Genomic DNA, 18,108 nt, shown 5'->3' on the forward strand with positions numbered 1-18,108 from the left:
AGATGCTGTAAATATCGCAGCGCACCATTTACCTATGGTTGTATAGCTTTAATTATTCCCAGCTTTAATTGGTATGAGATGAAATATTTATAGACGTTTCTAACATAGATCATTGGCTCATAACCCATTTTCTCGGTTGCAATAAATTCAACATTATCGAACCACTCATTTGGATTAAAACCCATCGCTTTTGCTTGATCTCTTGCCTTGGCAACATTATTTGGGCCAATGTTGTAAGAGGCAATTGCAAACAGAGCCCTGTTGTCATCCTTAAATTGAGCATCAGGAAAATACCTTGTGATGAGCTGATTCATATAATCAGCACCTGCATGAATATTAGGTTCCAATAAATGGATATCCCCAACACCCAAAGAAGAGCCCGTTGCCGGCATCAACTGCATCACGCCAATAGCGCCAACCTTTGCTTACTGCATTTTGATTTAAAAGAGTTTCTTGAAAACCCAAAGCCGCTATAAATAATGGATCTAGGTTATATTGCGCGCCAAACTTATTAAACAAAGGAAGCATTGATTCAAAACGAGTCCACGCAGATCTTTCTATAGGATCCTTTAAGCCTTGAATATGCGCTTTATATTCTTCTTCCCGATATGATTTAAGGGCTTCATCAAATTCACTTGATTCAACAAAATTGGTAATCACATCATTTAAATCCTGGTTCGAAGAATGCACTCCCCGTCCAATCCATCCCGAATCTTTACTGAAGATATCTTCATAGATCACTAAATTCTTATAGATTGGTTTCCATAGCAATACCCTCCAGTCACTAATAATTACAAATGGAATCAAGCCCGAATCGACCATTTGCAATAGATCTTCAGGATCAAGTTTGCCTACTGGTGAAATTATTTCGACTGGATTCTTACCTTCATGCCGTAAATTTTTATTCAACGCTTGAAGTGTGGTGTGAAAATTAGTGTTAGGGCCACCATAAACTATTTGACCCGATAGATCTTCAGGTTTTGAAATAGCAATAGAACTCGGCCCTGCAACTAAGAGTTCTCGCTGCAACTTAGCAACATGATTTAAGATGTACTTGCGGCCAATCAGCGGCGGCTCATTTAAACCTAAGTCTCCAATTACCATATCAGCATCGCCAGAATCTAAGCTAGCAAATAAATCAGGGGAATTGGTAGGAATTAACTTTACGGAAACTGTTTTTCCCTCAAGCTCATTGGCGTAATGCCGATTAATCCATGTCTGAATGCCTTTTGCCATCTCAACAGCAAGCCCCTTAGACACCCCTTTATCGTTAACATAAATGGATCGGTCGTAAGGCACAGCAATTCGAATCTGCCCACGCTGTAACATCTGCGCATAAGTTCCGGTCCTCGCTTCAGAATTCACTGGGCTAGTTTGCGCAACAGAATATGCGGGCCCCAGGCAAGAAAAGATAAACGCGATCCATGCCACCAAGTTACGCAGAACATTCATTTAATATCACTTCCAAAAAAGAGAGATCTTCTGTGTAGCATTTGATTTAATGTTGATTGCTTTTTTTTGCTCCACATCTTGATATGTGGCCTGAATTTGATATTCGCCAGACTCCAGATTTACTAACATATAAGGGCCATCTGCCTGGGCATTAAAAATAAGCTGTTTCTTAGAATCAACTATTTTGATCTTGGCGCCAAAAATCCAAACACCTCTACCATTTTCAATTTGCGACATCTCGAGCATTAATGGCCATTGCTTGGCTTCTGCCAAGATCGAGGTGGTTTCACCTTCACCAACCCCTCCAGTAATGTAAGAGACACCCTCTGAATGCAGGGTTTCCGGAATCTGCGCTAAAGCAAAACAGCTAAAAGATAGGCAGATTGATGTAATCGATAATTTGAGCCAAGTATTCATCTTTCTATATTACATCGAGCTTATGAAAAACCTCGCTATAGCGGGGCCTCAAATCATCGGTTGCTTTCACCACCTAGGGAATCATCACGATGGCGCCAGAAACTTTTCTGCCTTCTGCTGCTCTATGGGCATCTGCAGCTTGTTCCAACGGAAATTTAGCACCGATTTGCACTTTTACTCGACCTTGTTCAATCGCATCAAATACGGCTTTGGCATTTTCTTGCAATAAGGCATGAGTAGCGTTATGCGGGAACACAGAAGGTCTTGTTAAAAATAGACAACCCTTCTTATTCAAAATCTCTGGCTGGATCTCTGGCGCTGGACCAGATGCAGCGCCAAATAACGCAACTGTTCCAAATGGCGCTGCGCAATCTAAGGAACCTAAGAAAGTGTCTTTTGCGACTGAGTCATAAACGACATTCGCCTTTTTTCCACCAGTGGTCTTCAATACCTCTTCAACCCAATTTGGATTTGAGTAATCCACCACAGCATCGCAACCAGCTTCTTTAGCGGCGGCAACTTTTGCTTGCGATCCCACTGTACCAACAACAAATGCGCCCAAAGATTTTGCCCAACCTGCCAAAATTTGCCCTACGCCCCCAGCAGCAGCAGCATGGACTAAAACGATGTCGCCCGCTTTGACTTTGTATGTTTTTTGAACCAGATACTGTGCCGTCATTGCTTTAAAGAAAACAGCAGCAGCCACTTCATCAGATACATTGCTTGGAACCTGAACCAATTTATCAGCAGCAACATTGCGTGCGCTGGCGTATGCACCAATACCCGCATTCATATACATGACTCGATCACCAATCTTCAGATCGGTTACACCCTCACCCAGAGCTTCAACTACACCAACTGCTTCATGGCCAAGACCCGTTGGTAAGTCAAGCGGGTAAACGCCAGAGCGCTGATAAACGTCGATGAAATTAAAACCAATAGCGGTTTGACGAATCTGAACTTCCCCTTTTCCGGGTGCTGATTCTTTATCAATCACTTGAATTACATCTGCACTACCAAGCCTGTCCAAGCTAACAACTCGCGCTTTTGTCACATCGCTTTTGTCACATGTCACCTATTTATATTTGTAACTAACGAAGAAGATGCAGGTAGTCACTTAATTTGCGCCGTAGTCACCAATGACTTTCTGCAATTTAGTCTCACTAGGGGCAATGATCTAATCACGCCAAGACCAGAATATCGTTTCCCAGGGCTCATTGCAGGTGACCAGTGGTGCCTGTGTATCAATCGCTGGCTTGAAGCACTGGATGTAAATTGCGCACCGCTCATCAAGCTAGAGAGTACCAACATCAAAGCACTGGAGCTTGTGTCCTTAAATTTACTTCAACAATATTCGAGCGAAGCTTGAAAGCTTTTTATTCCGACCACTTCGTATTACCCCTTCCTCCAGGGCATCGCTTTCCAATGGAAAAGTATTCTCAACTGCGCAATTTAGTAGAGGCAATTGCGGAGATTAAGTTAGTAGAAGCGCCAGCAGCTACAGATACCCAAATACTGTATGCACACGATCCAAACTACCTAACGAAAGTGATTTCTGGCAAGCTTAGCCCTCAAGAAGAAAAAGAAATTGGCTTTCCATGGAGTGAAAAAATGGTGGAGCGCTCCAAGCGATCAGCAGGGGCAACCATTGCAGCATGCAAGATCGCCTTAACAGAAGGCGTCTCTGGAAATTTGGCGGGAGGAACCCATCATGCCTATCGGCAACTGGGTACCGGCTTTTGCGTATTCAATGATTCAGCAATTGCAGCCAGGACACTCCAAAAAGAAGTCCACCCTAGGTTAAAGGTTGCAGTGATCGATTTAGATGTACATCAAGGCAATGGCACCGCAGCTATTCTCCAGCATGACTCATCTATCTTCACTCTATCCATCCATGGTGAAAATAATTTTCCTTTTCAGAAGGAAGTGAGCGACTTGGATCTTGGTCTAAATGATGGTTGCGGTGATGATGTTTATTTGGCCGCACTGCATAACTGTCTTGATCAATTAGACGATCGCTTTCAGGCTGATGCCATCATTTACCTAGCAGGCGCCGATCCTCATGAGGGAGATAGATTGGGGAGATTGAAGCTCACTAAAACAGGTATGCGCGACAGAGATGAGGCAGTTTTTCAATATGCCTTAGATCGCCAAATACCAGTAGCCTTTTCAATGGCGGGCGGCTATGGCAAAGAAATTCAATCGACAGTCGATATTCACTTTCAAACGATTCAAACCGCCCTACACTTTCAGCAGCGCTATTAGGACTTCTTTTTGCCTGATGTTTTAGCTTGACTAAGATTTGTAACGCTGTCTACACTTTTCTCAAAATTAGTAAATGAGTCGGACATGGCAGCACGAACTAACTCGAAGTTTTGTAGTGCATTGTTAAAAGATGTCTTAAATACAGATACGTACGCTTCGCTACCCGCAGGCGCATTATTAGTGGCGTCATTCACAAAATGGATGAAGTCATTTTTGGAATCCTGGATCATCGCCTCTGCAATGGCAACCAACTCTTTGTTTCCACTTCTCAGGACATCTAAAAGCTGCTGATGGTAACGCGTTACCTCTTTGCTAGCGTCTTGCAAAACTTCTGCATGAACATAGTCAAATGCCGTTTTAGGATCTTGAGTCTTTAACAAATCAGACAAACGTTTTTGAATGCGCTCAGCAAATTCTTGGGCCGCCTGTTGATTAATTTGAGCAATCGCTTGAGCACTCTCCATGGTGACCCGACCAACAGCCTTACTTGCATCAAGCGCTTTTTGTTGGCTCTTTGCCGCAGCTTCGCTATATGAATCTTTGCTCATAACACCCCCTCATCAACAGATATTGGATAGATACTCGTACCAATCTACTCTCGTTTTAAGGTGTTGCTATAGAGAAATACCAGTAGATCCCTCTTGGTGGCCTTTGCGACTATTGATTGAACTTTTTTGGCTGCGGCTTTGGCAAGCTATTTAAGGTTGCCGCATCGTTCAATTGCTGGTCAACCAAATAGAGTGTGCCTCCATAATTAGCCTGCAAATCATACCCAGACAGACCAACGGTATAAAAAGTAATGTCTGGATTAAAGGATCGAATCGTGCCACCAGACCCAGCTGAAAAATTGGCATCTACATCAATGCCGCCTTGCTGACCATCTACTGAGGTCAGCAGAAATTGATCTATCGCTTTGGTGGACTTGAAAATGACGATCTGATATTGATCCTGATAACCCGCCCCTAAACCTTCACCCGTTTTCAATGCCTGCATGAATACCGGCTCTTTTCGGCGCTTGTCATACAGAACACCCTCCCCACGGGCAACTACTATCAGCACCACGTTCACATTGGTTGTGCTAAGTACCGCGTAGCCTGGAGCCTTTTCAATTTCCGCCTTTACCTGGGGATTTTGCTTGATTAAAGCATCCAGTCCAGTTTTGGCCATCTCCAGAGTGGCTCCACGCTTTTGGAAAATCTCCGCAGGGGTGAGCGGCTTCCCATCCTTGCCAGTTGCTTGACAACCCATCAGAGTCAATAAACCCATTATAGAAATGGCTAGCAAACGAGCAAATGATTTAGTAGAGGAGCGATGCATAACGGGAAATTGGAGCTAGGTTGATGTTGAAAATTGCGAAATTGATCGATTATCCGCTCTTTAACTCGAGTTGATTTTAATTATTAAATAAATCGATTAATTATATCTAAATTATTTATTATACAAATAATTAAATAGTGCCTAGAATGGACTCCGTTGTCAAAAGATTCTATGTTTGATTAACCCCGTTTACTTAACAAGAGGAGCACCATGTCTATTATCAATACCGCAGTTCAACCGTTTAAAACCGAAGCTTTCCACAATGGTAAGTTTGTCACTATCACTGACGAAATCCTCAAGGGCAAATGGTCAGTTTTGATTTTCATGCCAGCGGCTTTCACCTTTAACTGCCCAACAGAAATTGAAGATGCGGCCGAGAACTATGCTGAGTTCCAAAAGCTAGGTGCCGAAGTGTATATCGTTACAACCGATACCCATTTCTCACATAAAGTTTGGCACGAAACATCTCCAGCAGTTGGTAAAGCAAAGTTCCCATTGGTTGGAGATCCAACACATACATTGACCAATGCATTTGGCGTACACATTCCTGAAGCTGGCTTGGCATTGCGCGGTACTTTCATCATCAATCCAGAGGGCGTGATCAAGACTGCAGAAATTCATTCCAATGAAATTGCACGTGATGTTTCAGAGACATTACGCAAACTCAAAGCTGCTCAATATACCGCTGCTCACCCAGGTGAAGTTTGCCCAGCAAAATGGAAAGAAGGCGCTGCTACTTTGACTCCATCTTTGGACCTAGTAGGCAAGATCTAAATAGGTCTTTTATAACCAATCAGGCTCTCTTCGGAGAGTCTATTGGAGAGGACTAGAACCTGCCCAATAGATTCACTGAAATTCCTACAAAGGATGCAATCATGTTAGATAACAACATCAAAACCCAATTACAAGCCTATTTCGAGAAGATCGTTTCACCGATCGTGCTGACAGCAAGCCTTGATCAGAGTCCAGCAGCAGCGCAAATGCTCGAGTTACTCAATGAAGTTGCTGAACAATCTGACAAGATTACTGTGAAGACTGATGGTCAGGCTGATCACCAACCCAGTTTTACGGTAAGCAAGCTAGGTGAAGATGCTCGTATTAGGTTCTCTGGCTTACCCATGGGGCACGAGCTAACGTCATTCATCTTGGCTATTTTGCAAACCAGCGGGTATCTACCAAAAGTTGAGGAAGATGTCATAGCCCGCATTCGCAAATTGGATGGCAAGTTCCGTTTTCAGACTTTCATTTCGCTGTCATGCCATAACTGCCCTGACGTGGTTCAGGCTCTCAATCTCATGTCAGCACTCAATCCTAATATTGAGCACGAGATGATTGATGGAGCAATTTATCAAAACTTGGTTGATGAGTTCCAAATTATGGCTGTACCAACCGTTATCCTGAATGGTGAAGTGTTTGGCCAAGGACGTATGGGTGCAGAAGAAATTATTGCCAAACTCGATACAGGCAGTGCGCAAGAAGAAGCAGAAAAGCTTAATGCTAAGGAAAACTTTGATGTGCTAGTTATTGGGGGTGGTCCGGCTGGATCTGCTGCGGCAATTTATGCGGCTCGCAAGGGCATTCGTACTGGTATTGTTGCCGAGCGCTTTGGCGATCAAGTCATGGATACCTTAGATATTGAAAACTTCATCTCGGTATCCCATACAGAGGGGCCAAAATTAGTTCAAGCACTTGAGCAGCACGTGAAAGATTACGAGGTAGATATCATGAATCTACAGCGCGCTAATGCCCTGCGCAAAACTGATGAAGGCATTGAAGTTGAGATGGCTAATGGCGCTGTCCTCAAAAGCAAGTCAGTGATTATCAGCACAGGTGCACGCTGGAGAGAGATGAATGTTCCTGGAGAGCAAGAGTACCGCAATAAGGGTGTTGCCTACTGCCCTCACTGCGATGGCCCACTATTTAAGGGAAAACGTGTTGCGGTTATTGGTGGCGGAAACTCTGGCGTTGAGGCAGCGATTGATTTGGCAGGCGTAGTAAGTCACGTCACTCTCATTGAGTTTGACCACCAGTTACGCGCAGATGCAGTTCTGCAAAAGAAACTACTCAGCCTTCCAAATGTCACTGTAATCAAGAGCGCATTAACCAAGGAAGTTTTAGGTGACGGCAACAAGGTCAACGGCCTTCGTTATGAAGATCGCACCAACCAGATCGAGCACACTCTTGAACTCGAAGGCATCTTTGTGCAAATTGGCTTGCTACCAAATACTGAATGGCTAAAAGGCACTATTGATCTCTCACCACGTGGCGAGATCATGGTCGATCCAAAAGGGGAGACCTCCTTGGCCGGCGTGTTTGCTGCAGGCGACTGCACCACCGTGCCTTACAAGCAAATCATCATTGCAATGGGCGAAGGCGCCAAAGCTTCGCTTGGTGCTTTTGATTATCTGATACGCTCATCGGTCAAAGAAGAAGCGCCTGCGGCAATGGCCGCTTAAAAAGTCTTATTGTTCATTAGCAAAAAGACCATGGAGAGATTACTCTTCGTGGTCTTTTTTGCTTAAGCGAATTACAGAGTTCAATTAGTAATCACTCGTTGCCATCCACTTGGACAAGCTTGCGTCTGTGGGTAATACAAGCCATTCTCAGGACAAAATGCGGCTACATTTTGTGGTGGATAGTAGTAAGCCGGAGGACCGTAATAGATGGGGGCCGGCCTGTAGTAGCTATGGGCGACAACCGCGCCAACAACAGCTCCTGCAGCAAACGGAGCCCACCCACCTCGCCAACCACCGCCATAACCACCCCTCCAACCATGTGCATTTGCGCAGACTGAAGTACTGAGTAGAACTAGAAATGCAATGAAGGAAATGAGAAATTTCTTCATTTTTACCCCCTTTTCTATATAGAGCTTAAAACCTCTTATTTCATTAACGCCCCGTCAATCAATCAGTTGACAGGACGCACGATGGGCTTTCTGATAGGTATAGAGGTTGCTAGTCACCCTATCGCTTATAAAAACTCAGCGTCACTTCACCCAACTCAATTCCAAACTTACTCATCTTTGCTTTATTGAGCATCACTTTTGAGGTAATTAAATACATCCAATCATCAAACTGAACGTGATAAGTAGTGTCATCAACTGGCAAGGCTAATGTGTAAGCCCAATTTAAGGCATTCCCAGCAGAGGCACCGTTTGCCTCTCCTACCACGTCATCGGCCTTACCGTTGTATTTTCCAGGAGCTACTTCAGTTAATTTCCAAATTCGCTTCTGATTAGTGCCATCAGAGTATTCAAAGCTCTCATCTAAGATACCTACCTTTTTTCCATCCACCACTTGCCAACTAGCCACAATCAATACTGTAAACCGCTTTTTGACAACCCCACTTCGGTCTGTAAAGATGCCATAAGCATCAATCGTCCTATTAAAGTACTCACTTAAATCCAGCGTAGGTTTTTCATTGGTGTAGTTGCTAATTTGCTGACCCGCACATCCGAACAAGATCAAGCAGGTGAAAATCAGTGGTGACAATTTTGAAAAGAGTGATTTCATTGATTACATACCTCTTGAAATAGTGGTGGCGGGCAATTCTGACCCAGTAATTGTTCACGCAATTTAGGTACGCTCGTTTTCGGGTCTAACCAAATGCCAAAAAATGCTCTCGGAAAATCAGACCCAGCAATTTGCCCCAAAGTTTTACCCTCCGAATAAAAAGTGGTGCCCTGCTTTGGGATATAGATGGCTGCCAGACTTTGACCAGGCTCGACGTTAGGCAAAATCGCAGCCAATTGCCTGCCCCAGGCTTGAGCTTGCGTATCTGATACGCCGATTTTTTTCATCTCTTCTACAGATCGATTGGCGATCGAGCCACCGCTAAATGATTTTTGATAACGCAATTCCAGGGCAAATTCAGGTGAATTCAGATGATTACTGCGATAAAAAGCGGCGTCATAAACATGAAAACCCCACCAAGTTAGCTTTCCGTTTCCTTGCAGTTTTGCTGAATTCAAAGCCTCTTCAATATGCGTAGCCTCACGAGCAAACCCTTGCGAAGTGATCGCGAATGCTAAAACGATGAAGAAAGGCAAGAGACGAAAGGCTTTCATTGACTAGCAGCTCTTCTCTTGACCAAGTACAAAGCTCCAGGCCCGAGCGTCCTTGAGATAGCATGTCGATTCTTTGCAAAAAATTGATAAGCAAGCGCTAATGCTGGCTGCAATATTTTTCTAGAAAATAGCCAAGCTAAAAATGGCAGCTTGGCGCGACGATAGGCCTCTGGAAAAACTGCTGCCCCACTAATCAAACTACCATCGGCATACTGACCATACATGGCTGCCAAGGCCTGTTCACAAGAAACACCCACTGTAACGGGGTCATATTGATCAGAGTTGATGTCTATAAATTCAAGTAATTGCCCTTGATTACGCCCTGACAAAAAGAGTATCTCCGCCTGACATAAGGGGCATGCGCCATCATAAAAAAGGGGTGAGTTTTTGTAAATTGCCGACCATTGAGCAAGTGTAAGACTTATTCAATAAACTGGCTGGTGACTACTCTATTTTGAAATCATCTTGAAATTACTCTCCAATCCCTTTCGCGCATTAATTATTGGCTCTTCTGGCACGATAGGAGGTGCATTAATGCGGGCCCTACAAAACCACCCTGCATGCACAGAGGGGTAATTGGAGTTCATCGCAACTCTGCGTTCTCGATTGATTATCAAAACCCAGAATCAATTGAGTCCTGCGCGCAAGCACTCTCCAAAGATGGACCTTTTCAGCTGATCATTAACACTATTGGCGTACTTCATATTACTAACTGGAGCCCAGAAAAGAGATTAGATGATCTCAAAGCCGACCAACTGATTGATCTAATGAAAGTGAATGCGATTGGGCCTGCCTTAACCATCAAGCACTTCACCAAACTACTCGATCCCGCTCATAGCATCCTGGCCACCATTTCAGCAAAGGTGGGCAGCATTGAAGACAATCGCCTAGGTGGCTGATATAGCTATCGAGCCTCGAAGGCTGCCCTCAATATGCTGATTAAGACAGCAGCGATCGAGCTCACACGATCAAAACCGAATGTGGCATTAATTGCCCTACACCCTGGGACCGTAGATTCAAGGCTCTCAAAGCCTTTTGGCAGTAACGCCAATAAAAGAGCTGCGTCAGACGCCGCACAAGATCTATTGGCCGTGATTGAAAATATTGAGAAAGCCGACACTGGCAGCTTTCTTTCCTACACTGGCGAGAAATTACCGTGGTGATAACAACAAACTGACTAAGGATTTTTGGGGGCCTTCTTCCTGCATGCATCTGAGCAGTACTTCACCGACTCCCAATTCTTTTCCCAAGACTTTCGCCAAACCATTTCCTTTTTGCAGGTGATGCAAATCTTACTAGGCAAAAAGCTTTTATTCCCTTTGAATGAATTTTTCATCACTTAAAGATCATTGAGGTGGTTGAGTAAGTATTGGGCATGAGCAGCAATCGATTTCTGATCACCGTCGCTAATTTTTTTCAGATTTGCTGTCATCAAACGCGTTCGGGGACTAGACTCGAACTCGGCACGATGATCAATTAAAAAATTCCAATACAAAGTGGTTACCGGACAGGCTGTTTCACCAAATCGTACTTCTGGTTTGTACTTGCAGCCATTACAGTAATTACTCATCCGCTTAATATATGCGCCACTAGCGATATATGGCTTGCTAGTAAAGCGACCGCCATTAGCATATAAAGCCATGCCAGCGGTATTGGGTAACTCCACCCACTCAATTGCATCTACATAAATAGCCAAATACCAATCACACACTTCTTTTGGGAGGATCTGCGCCAACAATGCAAAGTTTCCGGTCACCATCAAGTCGTTGAATATGATGCGCATACCCATATTTCAGCGTCTGTCCAATTGCATCTTTCATGCAAGCCATCTGAGTTTGACCATCCCAATACCATTTGGGTAAAGCCCTGCGATGATCGTAGTAATTCTCTTGTGCCATTTTGGGCATATCTAGGTAATACATACCTCGGACAAATTCGCGCCAGCCCAGAATTTGCCGAATAAATCCCTCAACATCAGAAAGATCTAAATCGTACTTTTTCCAAGCCCCTAAAACTGCTGCAATCACCTCTCTAGGTAATCCAGGGCTGCCAGCGCCTGATCTCGCGTGACTGGCCAGCAAAAAGACGCTATGGACCCTGGGTGATCTACATAAGTTTCTTGAACATACTGCAGCACTTCATTGCTGATTGCATCAGGCTCAAACAATGCTGGTGCATCAATCATGCCAGGACCTTTTTTGGGGTAGGGCTTACGATTATCTTGATCAAAATTCCATTGACCGCCCTCTGGATTACCATCAGGATCGATTAAGATGCCGTGTTTTTTTCGCATGAAGCGATAAAAATATTCCAGCCTTAATTCTTTTTTTATCTGCAACCCACTCTCTAAACTCCTGCTGAGTACAAAAGAAGTGATCATCCACACGGATATCCAAGGTAATCTTTAATTCTTGCGCCATTGCTTCTAGCTCTTGCTTTAAGCGCCACTCACCAGGCTCAACACAAACCACCCGCTGAACATTACTTGCTAAAACTTGTTCTTTTAGCGTCTGGGAAATCGAAAGAGGGGAAGCCTTGATGTATCTTACCGAATACCCAAGATCAATTAATGCTTGAGCAAAATGTCTCATGGCAGATAAAAATAATGCAATCTTGGCTTTATGCGTCCAGATATACTGAGCTTCAGAAATGGACTCAATCATCACCACTTCATCGGCATGAGGATCAAAATCAGTTAATGCTGCACCCTGAAGGTCAAGCTGATCTCCAAGTATCAGTATTAGCCTTTTTTCAGGCTTCATTTATGTTTATATTGAGTTGGGCAATACGCACGCTCTACCAACTTACTTCGTAATGCCATGTGTTTAGTTGATCGCCCGGTAACACGTTTACGCCATAGCTCAAAAGAACTGCGCTTTAACTCCAAGCGCATCAGGACAATCACCTCTGACTCGGAAAAACCGTAGGTTTTTTCAATAGCATCAAAGGGCGTACGATCCTCCTAGGCCATTTCAATCAGGCGAGATTTATCAGATGCGGAGAGTGCTTTTCGGTTCATTTTTGACACCCTGCAAGTTTAAGACTTATTTACTAAACTAGCAGAGCCCTATGATGAGCCTCCATTGGAAATCATGCTTGGAAAAATACGTCAAAAAAATTAATTGCACTAGAGCCTTCACCGCATATCAGCAGTGAGAAAATCATTTGTCCAATATGTGAGCGCAGCATTCCTAAATCGCAAAGAGACGCTCATCATCTAGTGCCTAAGTCAAAAGGCGGCAAAACCACTCAATATCTTCATCGAATTTGCCATCGGCAAATCCATGCCCTGTTTACAGAAACTGAGCTGGCTAACCAGCTTAATACAGCATCAGCCCTGCAAGCCCACCCTGAAATGAAAAAGTTTATTTCCTGGGTTCAAACGAAACCCGAACACTTTTATGAAAAGACTCGAAAAAGCGCTCGTGTGAAGGCCCGCCAAGCCTCTCAAATAATGGGAGTCTTAACATTGCATTCAAGCAAACTGGACACGGCTATGTTCTACTCCTCAGAAATAGAGAAAACTAAGCCATACATTAATCCTTTCAGAGCATCCCTTGCCTTGGGATTTATCATTGATGCCTAGCTTTAAGACTACAGAAAGATCAATATGACCCCATCTATCGAAAAAGTAGCTCTAGTGACTGGAGCAGGAGTCGGAATCGGTAAAGCTGCTGCTAAAGCCCTTTTACACAGTGGGTACCGTGTGGTGCTTACCGGGCGTAACCTCGACAAATTACAAAAGGCAATCAGCGATATTGGTGGAACTGCTGAAAATTGCTTGGCTGTGGTTTGTGATGTAGGTAAACCAGATCAAGTCAAAATGCTTTTTGCAAAGCTCAAAGAAAAATTTGGTCGTATTGACGTATTATTTAATAACGCAGGTATTGGCGCACCGGCAATACCGATGGAGGATTTGAGCTACGAACAATGGATGAATGTAGTCAATACCAATTTGTGCGGTGCGTTTTTATGCTCACAAGAAGCCATTCGCATGATGAAGGCTCAGTCTCCACAAGGTGGCAGAATTATTAACAATGGCTCCATTTCGGCTCATACCCCAAGACCAATGTCTGCACCCTATACTGCGACTAAACATGCCATTAGCGGCCTAACTAAAACGATCGCACTTGATGGGCGCCCTTTTAATATTGCGTGCGGACAAATTGATATTGGTAATGCGGCCACTGAAATGACCGAGAGAATGGCCGCTGGCATCATTCAGGCAGATCAAAGTATTAAGATTGAGCCTCGCATGGATGTAGATCATGTGGGTCAAGCTGTTTTACAGATGGCTCAATTACCCCTGGAAACCAATATTTTGAATATGACCATCATGGCCACCAATATGCCGTTTGTTGGCAGAGGCTAAAACAGCTCATTTGGATTCCTTTGTCTCATGAAACTATTCATAGCATGCATTTTTTCATTCCTGATCAGCAATGCTGCCATGGCACAGTTAGATGTCATTATCTCGGGTGGCTTTTCTGGTCCTTATCAAGAAATGCTTCCTGAATTTGAAAAAACTACTGGCATCAAGGTGGTGACAAAATCAGGCGCCTCACAAGGCTCTGGCCCGAGAACAATTAAAGCGCAATTGCTGGCAGGCACAAGTGCTGATGTTGTCATATTGTCTCGTGAGGGTCTAGAAGAATTGGTGGCGCTAGGGCTCATTCAAGCAAAGACTGATGTTGATCTTGCTCAGGCACCACTTGGTTTAGCAGTACCCGCAGGCGCAGTAAAGCCGAATATTGCAACAGTTTCCGCGTTCAAGAATGCTGTGCTTCAAGCTAAGAAAATTGTGGTTCCAGGCAGCACAAGTGGAATTTATCTAAATAATGAACTCTTTCCAAAGTTAGGCATTCAAAATCAACTTGAGATCATGGTGACTGAGCGCGGCAGCCAAGCGACTGCCGTACTAGCAGCCAAAGATGTCAATATGGCCATCCAACCTAGTAGTGAATTAGTCAACATCCCATCCCTGGTGTGGATTATGTTGGAGCCCTTCCCAAGGAGATCCAACTCATCCAAACTTTTGCCGCAGCGATCACAGTTGACTCACCACATCAAGAGGCCGCTAAAAAACTCATTGACTATTTAAGCTCGTCAAAGGCAAGCGGCCCCATACAGCGCAGTGGCATGAATTTAGTCCGCTAAGCTACTATCTAATTTGACACCCCAAGAGATATTTTTTCAGCCTGAAGTTTTTGGTTGACTTTGACGGTAATGACTCCTTGTCTATCAAAGTTAATAGTCTTTAAATCCAATATTCTCAAATTTTGATAATCATAGGTTGAGAAATAAAACCGTCGGTTCTCTAAGTCACCAATTGTGCTCCACTGCGTTAGCTCAATTAAGGCATTTTCTCCAGCAGAAGATCTAATAGAGCCTCTTGGAATATCAAAGTTATGAAGCACATGCTCTGCCAGACGGATATTTTCATCGGCATTTTTGGCAGGAACAATTGTGGACGTGTAAGCTAAGGCTCGAATAAATCGCGATGGAGCCGTGCTATCACCCGGCATCCCCAGAAAGCCGGCGCCAGTTGAAATGGGGCTAACAGTCTGCCCGAATACCTTAATAGGTGCAGGCTCAATAGGTGAAAGCTTGACGTAATTACCTAAATTATTGACGTGCCAATCAAATGGTGGGGAATTAGTCAGTACTCCATATGGATCGTCGCTAGCTACTAACTTTCCATTAATTGGCTCAATCACTAATACGCCGCCAGTGCATCATGCAAAACATAATGAAATGGGGGTACTACCTTTAGATTTTCCTCTTCAACTGTAATGATGGTGACATCTTTGAGAGAGGCTTTAAGTTCAGCGACATTTTCAAAATTGGTCAAAGCCCAAGTCAAAAATTCCCAAGGAGCTAAGCTCTTTTTGGGATCTGAGTTTGCGGGATTGGTATATGCTGCATAGCCCGGAAAGTACAGAATGCCACCTGCCATGCCTTTTTCGTTCATACCATCAATAATGAAGGGCTGATCAAATCCATTCAAACCCACAGCGCCGTATTTCGCATTCCAAGTAAGGCCTTTTTGGTTATTAGGGCCCGTACCAACAAATTGCATCTTCCTTGGCGTGACCACTAGGTCAGAATGCAATGGAAAAGCAAACTCCATAGTTCTCGCATAAACACGCGAACCATCAGCCGCAATCAGTTGAAAGCTCGTGCAGGCAATCGCACTTTGTGCAATAAAAATAAAGCTGGTTAAACCTAATACTGCTTTTTTAAAGAATGGTTTCATGTATACGCCTCAATTAACTGTAGTTTTAGCCCTGAATGAGCTTACTCTATCGAAAAAAATAATTATTTCCAATGCTTGATTGACCCACTAAATTAGATGTCCCGTCTTCACAAATATTGTGCAACCCTCTTTACTAAATGGCTGATGCAGGCTCATATGAGGACTTCTAATCCATGAGCCTGCTGGATACCTCCCATGTTCATCCTCAAAAACACCCTCCACCACAAAGATTTCTTCGCCGCCATAATGTTTATGTGGGTTGAAGTAGGTTTGAGGTGCCCAGCGCACTAGAGTCGATCCACTGCCCTGACGCATTAATGGCATCACTTGAAGGCCTGGCACCAACCCTTTGTACCAAGGAGCTAAACGTGTATCAACGATCTCTCGCTCAAGCTTACCTGAACCCAAGTGTCGTAGTTTTACAAAAAGAGTACAGCCTTCTTCGCTATAGGGCGCATGAGAAGACTCCGGGGGATTCATGATGTAAGTCCCGGCGGGGTAACTCCCTGCTTCATCACTAAACATACCATCTAAAACCAATATCTCTTCCCCAAGATCATGAATATGAGAATCAAATTGAGATCCGGGTTGATAACGAACGATTGAAGTTGCTTTAGCGACTTCATCGCCCACTCGCTCAAGCATTCTTCTATCTACCCCTTTTTGCGGACTGGGAGTCCAAGGCAAATCATGATGGTTGATGACAACTCTTTGACTGTAGTCATCGTTGATATTCATTTGAAGAAATTCTCTTGGGGCAAATGATCCAATTAGATTCCATATCTTAACTGGGTAACTGCGCAGCTTGATCACAGTTATTCATAGCAGGCTTGCCGGTTAAGCGATCTTTAATCCAAGGCAGATATAGAGGCTTTGAGGCACCAGGAGTAGTGAAATGTGACTGATCTCCAGGAAGCTCGCTTCTGTTGACATTGCCACCCAATTGACACATCTGCTGTTGATAGAGCTTGCCCATAATCGGGGGATTAGTGACATCTTTATTGCCCCAATAAATCACAACCGGAGCGACCGGTTTTGTGGGGCTGACGCTACCCTTCACCATCGCTTTAGTCCACGCTGGGGAGTTAGTGGACTGTTCATTGAGTAGAGTTTTGTACTGAGTTCCAAAATTAAAGTTAAGCGTATCAGCTACAGCATGCATGCACTTATTGCGAATGACCTCGTCTAATACTTTTGCACCATCTTTAGTAAAGATATCTGTATATAGCAAATTGGGATTTCCAGCCCTGACGCCCCACATGCTCATAGCCATATGAGAAAAATCAAATACATCTGAATTAAACCGTCCAATGATTTTTGGGCACTTGCTTGATCAACCGTAGCATTTGGAAGCATGATCGCAATATCATCAGGAGCCAAAGCAACTACCCCAACTAACTCAATGCCATCGGCTGCAGTCCCCATCTTTGCAATGTAAATCAGGCATGCTTGCCGCAGCAATCACTGCGCCACCTCCCTGCGACCAACCATAGATCACTGTCTTTTTACCAGCGCCAACCTCTTTCATGGAGCTAACCGCTCTTGCTGAGTCAATCATGTCCATGGCATTCGTTGCCGCTAAAGCATATTGATGTTCTCCACCACCACCTTGACCTTGATAGTCAGTGGCAACAACAACATAGCCCTCTTGAATAAATTCTTCGATAGCAGGAATTCCATAATCGGTCCAAGAATTTCCGCCCACCAAGAAATACTCCTTGAGCGGAACGACTGGATTTAATACTTGCGATGGGCCGCAATTTTGCGCAGCGCCAGTAGTGCCATGCCCCCAAGCTATGATGGGCCTTCCCTCTTTCGGGGCCGGGCCTGTTGGCGCAACGACTAAGCCGGTAACAATGGTCTTGCGTCCGCCAACATCAGATGAAATATAGGTAATCTTCCAAGCCCGAGCACCCTTAATGGACGTCTGAATTCTCTCCTGCTTAATGATCTGACCAAGCTTACCCGCAGGAGTCATTTTGATCAGCGGCTCATAAAAAGGAGCGACAGGGGGATCAGCCAGGGCGATTAAGGGGCTGAGACCCGCCAAGAGAACAATCGCGAAAAGTGAATTAAGTGATTTATTCATGATGAATGATATTGGTTCAACAGTGAAAACATATTAACGCACTACAGGCACTAATCCTGATTTACTTAAATATAGGACGACAAATCTATTACTGCATTTTGATGCGATCCCTTCATCGCTTTTTTCAATATTTTGTAAATGTCGAGATCAAACTCAGCCTCTCCAGTTTGCGCTAATTCGTAAAGCTCATCCTGATTGATCGCAGTGCCCAAATAACACCACTTATCGATCACAATCATTTCGCCA

At 44.1% G+C, this 18,108-nt stretch carries 31 protein-coding genes and 2 pseudogenes; 10 read left to right on the forward strand and 23 right to left on the reverse strand.

The features are described from left to right. Positions 1-32: 32 nt before the first annotated feature. From DXE33_RS05725 to DXE33_RS05740, 4 genes are all read right to left on the reverse strand, one after another. Positions 33-401: a transglycosylase SLT domain-containing protein gene (locus tag DXE33_RS05725; RefSeq protein ID WP_114639054.1), complete on the reverse strand. Its 369-nt coding sequence runs from the start codon at positions 399-401 to the stop codon at positions 33-35. Then, positions 337-1,452 (reverse strand): transglycosylase SLT domain-containing protein, encoded by a 1,116-nt coding sequence (locus DXE33_RS05730; protein WP_114639055.1) that lies wholly within the window; start codon positions 1,450-1,452, stop codon positions 337-339. The genes DXE33_RS05725 and DXE33_RS05730 overlap by 65 nt, the downstream gene beginning before the upstream one ends. Positions 1,453-1,458: 6 nt before the next feature. After that, complete coding sequence (locus DXE33_RS05735; RefSeq protein WP_114639056.1) at positions 1,459-1,869, reverse strand: carboxypeptidase regulatory-like domain-containing protein; 411 nt, start codon at positions 1,867-1,869, stop codon at positions 1,459-1,461. A 73-nt stretch (positions 1,870-1,942) separates the two neighbouring features. Then, positions 1,943-2,923 (reverse strand): quinone oxidoreductase family protein, encoded by a 981-nt coding sequence (locus DXE33_RS05740; protein WP_114639057.1) that lies wholly within the window; start codon positions 2,921-2,923, stop codon positions 1,943-1,945. On the opposite strand from DXE33_RS05740, the gene DXE33_RS05745 reads away from it, so the two are divergent. Continuing rightward, positions 2,867-3,238 (forward strand): DUF2237 family protein, encoded by a 372-nt coding sequence (locus DXE33_RS05745; protein ID WP_197712005.1) that lies wholly within the window; start codon positions 2,867-2,869, stop codon positions 3,236-3,238. The genes DXE33_RS05740 and DXE33_RS05745 overlap by 57 nt on opposite strands. Beyond that, positions 3,235-4,134, forward strand: a complete 900-nt coding sequence (locus tag DXE33_RS05750) for a histone deacetylase family protein (protein WP_197712006.1) — start codon at positions 3,235-3,237, stop codon at positions 4,132-4,134. Before DXE33_RS05745 ends, DXE33_RS05750 begins: the two co-directional genes overlap by 4 nt. Here the strand turns inward: DXE33_RS05750 and DXE33_RS05755 are convergent. Beyond that, the gene (locus DXE33_RS05755; protein ID WP_114639059.1) at positions 4,131-4,682 is read right to left on the reverse strand and encodes a phasin family protein; all 552 of its coding nucleotides are present in this window, start codon (positions 4,680-4,682) and stop codon (positions 4,131-4,133) included. The genes DXE33_RS05750 and DXE33_RS05755 overlap by 4 nt on opposite strands. Positions 4,683-4,791: 109 nt before the next feature. After that, entirely contained in the window at positions 4,792-5,451 is a 660-nt protein-coding gene (locus DXE33_RS05760) for a lipid-binding SYLF domain-containing protein (protein WP_231970403.1), read from the reverse strand. Positions 5,452-5,661: 210 nt separating this feature from the next. Here DXE33_RS05760 and ahpC point away from each other — a divergent pair, with 210 nt between their 5' ends. Both ahpC and ahpF read left to right on the forward strand, forming a co-directional pair. Beyond that, positions 5,662-6,225: an alkyl hydroperoxide reductase subunit C gene (gene ahpC, locus DXE33_RS05765; protein ID WP_114639060.1), complete on the forward strand. Its 564-nt coding sequence runs from the start codon at positions 5,662-5,664 to the stop codon at positions 6,223-6,225. Positions 6,226-6,326: 101 nt separating this feature from the next. Further along, positions 6,327-7,907 (forward strand): alkyl hydroperoxide reductase subunit F, encoded by a 1,581-nt coding sequence (gene ahpF, locus DXE33_RS05770; RefSeq protein ID WP_114639061.1) that lies wholly within the window; start codon positions 6,327-6,329, stop codon positions 7,905-7,907. An 80-nt stretch (positions 7,908-7,987) separates the two neighbouring features. Here the strand turns inward: ahpF and DXE33_RS05775 are convergent, their stop codons facing one another. The 4 genes from DXE33_RS05775 to DXE33_RS05790 all read right to left on the reverse strand — a co-directional run bounded on the left by DXE33_RS05775 (position 7,988) and on the right by DXE33_RS05790 (position 9,846). Then, positions 7,988-8,296, reverse strand: coding sequence for a hypothetical protein (locus DXE33_RS05775; protein ID WP_197712007.1), 309 nt, complete (start codon positions 8,294-8,296; stop codon positions 7,988-7,990). 118 nt (positions 8,297-8,414) lie between these two features. After that, a complete protein-coding gene (locus DXE33_RS05780; RefSeq protein WP_114639062.1) occupies positions 8,415-8,963 on the reverse strand; it encodes a DUF3833 domain-containing protein in 549 nt (182 codons plus the stop codon). Beyond that, the gene (locus DXE33_RS05785; protein ID WP_114639063.1) at positions 8,960-9,517 is read right to left on the reverse strand and encodes a chalcone isomerase family protein; all 558 of its coding nucleotides are present in this window, start codon (positions 9,515-9,517) and stop codon (positions 8,960-8,962) included. Before DXE33_RS05785 ends, DXE33_RS05780 begins: the two co-directional genes overlap by 4 nt. After that, complete coding sequence (locus DXE33_RS05790) at positions 9,514-9,846, reverse strand: thiol-disulfide oxidoreductase DCC family protein (protein ID WP_231970404.1); 333 nt, start codon at positions 9,844-9,846, stop codon at positions 9,514-9,516. Before DXE33_RS05790 ends, DXE33_RS05785 begins: the two co-directional genes overlap by 4 nt. 231 nt (positions 9,847-10,077) lie before the next feature. On the opposite strand from DXE33_RS05790, the gene DXE33_RS10165 reads away from it, so the two are divergent. Together DXE33_RS10165 and DXE33_RS10170 are read left to right on the forward strand one after the other, a co-directional pair. Beyond that, positions 10,078-10,416 (forward strand): Rossmann-fold NAD(P)-binding domain-containing protein, encoded by a 339-nt coding sequence (locus tag DXE33_RS10165; protein ID WP_231970405.1) that lies wholly within the window; start codon positions 10,078-10,080, stop codon positions 10,414-10,416. 33 nt (positions 10,417-10,449) lie between these two features. Beyond that, complete coding sequence (locus tag DXE33_RS10170) at positions 10,450-10,680, forward strand: Rossmann-fold NAD(P)-binding domain-containing protein (RefSeq protein WP_231970406.1); 231 nt, start codon at positions 10,450-10,452, stop codon at positions 10,678-10,680. Between the two features lie 14 nt (positions 10,681-10,694). On the opposite strand, the gene DXE33_RS05800 is transcribed toward DXE33_RS10170, so the two are convergent. The 6 genes and pseudogenes from DXE33_RS05800 to DXE33_RS10175 form a co-directional block, all read right to left on the reverse strand. Beyond that, positions 10,695-10,853, reverse strand: coding sequence for a DUF2256 domain-containing protein (locus tag DXE33_RS05800; RefSeq protein ID WP_114639739.1), 159 nt, complete (start codon positions 10,851-10,853; stop codon positions 10,695-10,697). 3 nt (positions 10,854-10,856) lie between these two features. Next, positions 10,857-11,300, reverse strand: a complete 444-nt coding sequence (locus tag DXE33_RS10550) for a cryptochrome/photolyase family protein (RefSeq protein WP_331851800.1) — start codon at positions 11,298-11,300, stop codon at positions 10,857-10,859. Continuing rightward, positions 11,221-11,598, reverse strand: coding sequence for a hypothetical protein (locus DXE33_RS10555; protein ID WP_331851801.1), 378 nt, complete (start codon positions 11,596-11,598; stop codon positions 11,221-11,223). The genes DXE33_RS10550 and DXE33_RS10555 overlap by 80 nt, the downstream gene beginning before the upstream one ends. Continuing rightward, the gene (locus DXE33_RS10560) at positions 11,541-11,810 is read right to left on the reverse strand and encodes a cryptochrome/photolyase family protein (RefSeq protein ID WP_408634179.1); all 270 of its coding nucleotides are present in this window, start codon (positions 11,808-11,810) and stop codon (positions 11,541-11,543) included. The genes DXE33_RS10555 and DXE33_RS10560 overlap by 58 nt, the downstream gene beginning before the upstream one ends. Then, the gene (locus DXE33_RS10565; protein WP_331851803.1) at positions 11,776-12,279 is read right to left on the reverse strand and encodes a cryptochrome/photolyase family protein; all 504 of its coding nucleotides are present in this window, start codon (positions 12,277-12,279) and stop codon (positions 11,776-11,778) included. The genes DXE33_RS10560 and DXE33_RS10565 overlap by 35 nt, the downstream gene beginning before the upstream one ends. Next, a pseudogene (locus tag DXE33_RS10175) lies at positions 12,276-12,467 on the reverse strand (TIGR03643 family protein); the annotation flags it as partial. The pseudogene DXE33_RS10175 and the gene DXE33_RS10565, both read right to left, overlap by 4 nt. 270 nt (positions 12,468-12,737) lie before the next feature. Between DXE33_RS10175 and DXE33_RS10570 the strand changes: the two are divergent. The 4 genes and pseudogenes from DXE33_RS10570 (at position 12,738) to DXE33_RS10705 (ending at position 14,674) form a co-directional block, all read left to right on the forward strand. Further along, complete coding sequence (locus DXE33_RS10570) at positions 12,738-13,103, forward strand: hypothetical protein (protein WP_331851804.1); 366 nt, start codon at positions 12,738-12,740, stop codon at positions 13,101-13,103. 24 nt (positions 13,104-13,127) lie between these two features. Beyond that, positions 13,128-13,889 (forward strand): SDR family oxidoreductase, encoded by a 762-nt coding sequence (locus DXE33_RS05820; protein WP_114639065.1) that lies wholly within the window; start codon positions 13,128-13,130, stop codon positions 13,887-13,889. A gap of 78 nt (positions 13,890-13,967) precedes the next feature. Continuing rightward, positions 13,968-14,474 (forward strand): annotated as a pseudogene (locus tag DXE33_RS05825) (substrate-binding domain-containing protein); the annotation flags it as partial. A 29-nt stretch (positions 14,475-14,503) separates the two neighbouring features. Next, positions 14,504-14,674 (forward strand): substrate-binding domain-containing protein, encoded by a 171-nt coding sequence (locus DXE33_RS10705; protein WP_162785425.1) that lies wholly within the window; start codon positions 14,504-14,506, stop codon positions 14,672-14,674. Positions 14,675-14,682: 8 nt separating this feature from the next. Here DXE33_RS10705 and DXE33_RS10455 read toward each other — a convergent pair whose 3' ends face one another. From DXE33_RS10455 to DXE33_RS10200, 7 genes are all read right to left on the reverse strand, one after another. Beyond that, positions 14,683-15,234 carry a linear amide C-N hydrolase gene (locus tag DXE33_RS10455; protein WP_114639068.1) on the reverse strand — a complete coding sequence of 184 codons (552 nt, stop codon included), beginning with the start codon at positions 15,232-15,234 and terminating at the stop codon, positions 14,683-14,685. Then, on the reverse strand, positions 15,234-15,773 hold the full coding sequence (locus DXE33_RS10460) for a linear amide C-N hydrolase (RefSeq protein WP_114639069.1): 540 nt from the start codon (positions 15,771-15,773) through the stop codon (positions 15,234-15,236). Before DXE33_RS10460 ends, DXE33_RS10455 begins: the two co-directional genes overlap by 1 nt. 87 nt (positions 15,774-15,860) lie before the next feature. Next, positions 15,861-16,511, reverse strand: coding sequence for a cupin domain-containing protein (locus DXE33_RS05845; protein ID WP_114639070.1), 651 nt, complete (start codon positions 16,509-16,511; stop codon positions 15,861-15,863). Between the two features lie 46 nt (positions 16,512-16,557). Continuing rightward, the gene (locus tag DXE33_RS10185) at positions 16,558-17,034 is read right to left on the reverse strand and encodes a lipase family protein (protein ID WP_231970408.1); all 477 of its coding nucleotides are present in this window, start codon (positions 17,032-17,034) and stop codon (positions 16,558-16,560) included. A 2-nt stretch (positions 17,035-17,036) separates the two neighbouring features. Beyond that, positions 17,037-17,198: a hypothetical protein gene (locus DXE33_RS10190; RefSeq protein ID WP_231970409.1), complete on the reverse strand. Its 162-nt coding sequence runs from the start codon at positions 17,196-17,198 to the stop codon at positions 17,037-17,039. Further along, positions 17,173-17,862 carry an alpha/beta hydrolase family protein gene (locus DXE33_RS10195; protein WP_231970410.1) on the reverse strand — a complete coding sequence of 230 codons (690 nt, stop codon included), beginning with the start codon at positions 17,860-17,862 and terminating at the stop codon, positions 17,173-17,175. Before DXE33_RS10195 ends, DXE33_RS10190 begins: the two co-directional genes overlap by 26 nt. 65 nt (positions 17,863-17,927) lie before the next feature. Next, positions 17,928-18,101 (reverse strand): hypothetical protein, encoded by a 174-nt coding sequence (locus tag DXE33_RS10200; protein ID WP_231970411.1) that lies wholly within the window; start codon positions 18,099-18,101, stop codon positions 17,928-17,930. Positions 18,102-18,108: the final 7 nt, after the last annotated feature.

It is taken from the genome of Polynucleobacter necessarius, assembly GCF_900096765.1.
Classification (GTDB): Bacteria; Pseudomonadota; Gammaproteobacteria; order Burkholderiales; family Burkholderiaceae; genus Polynucleobacter; species Polynucleobacter necessarius_F.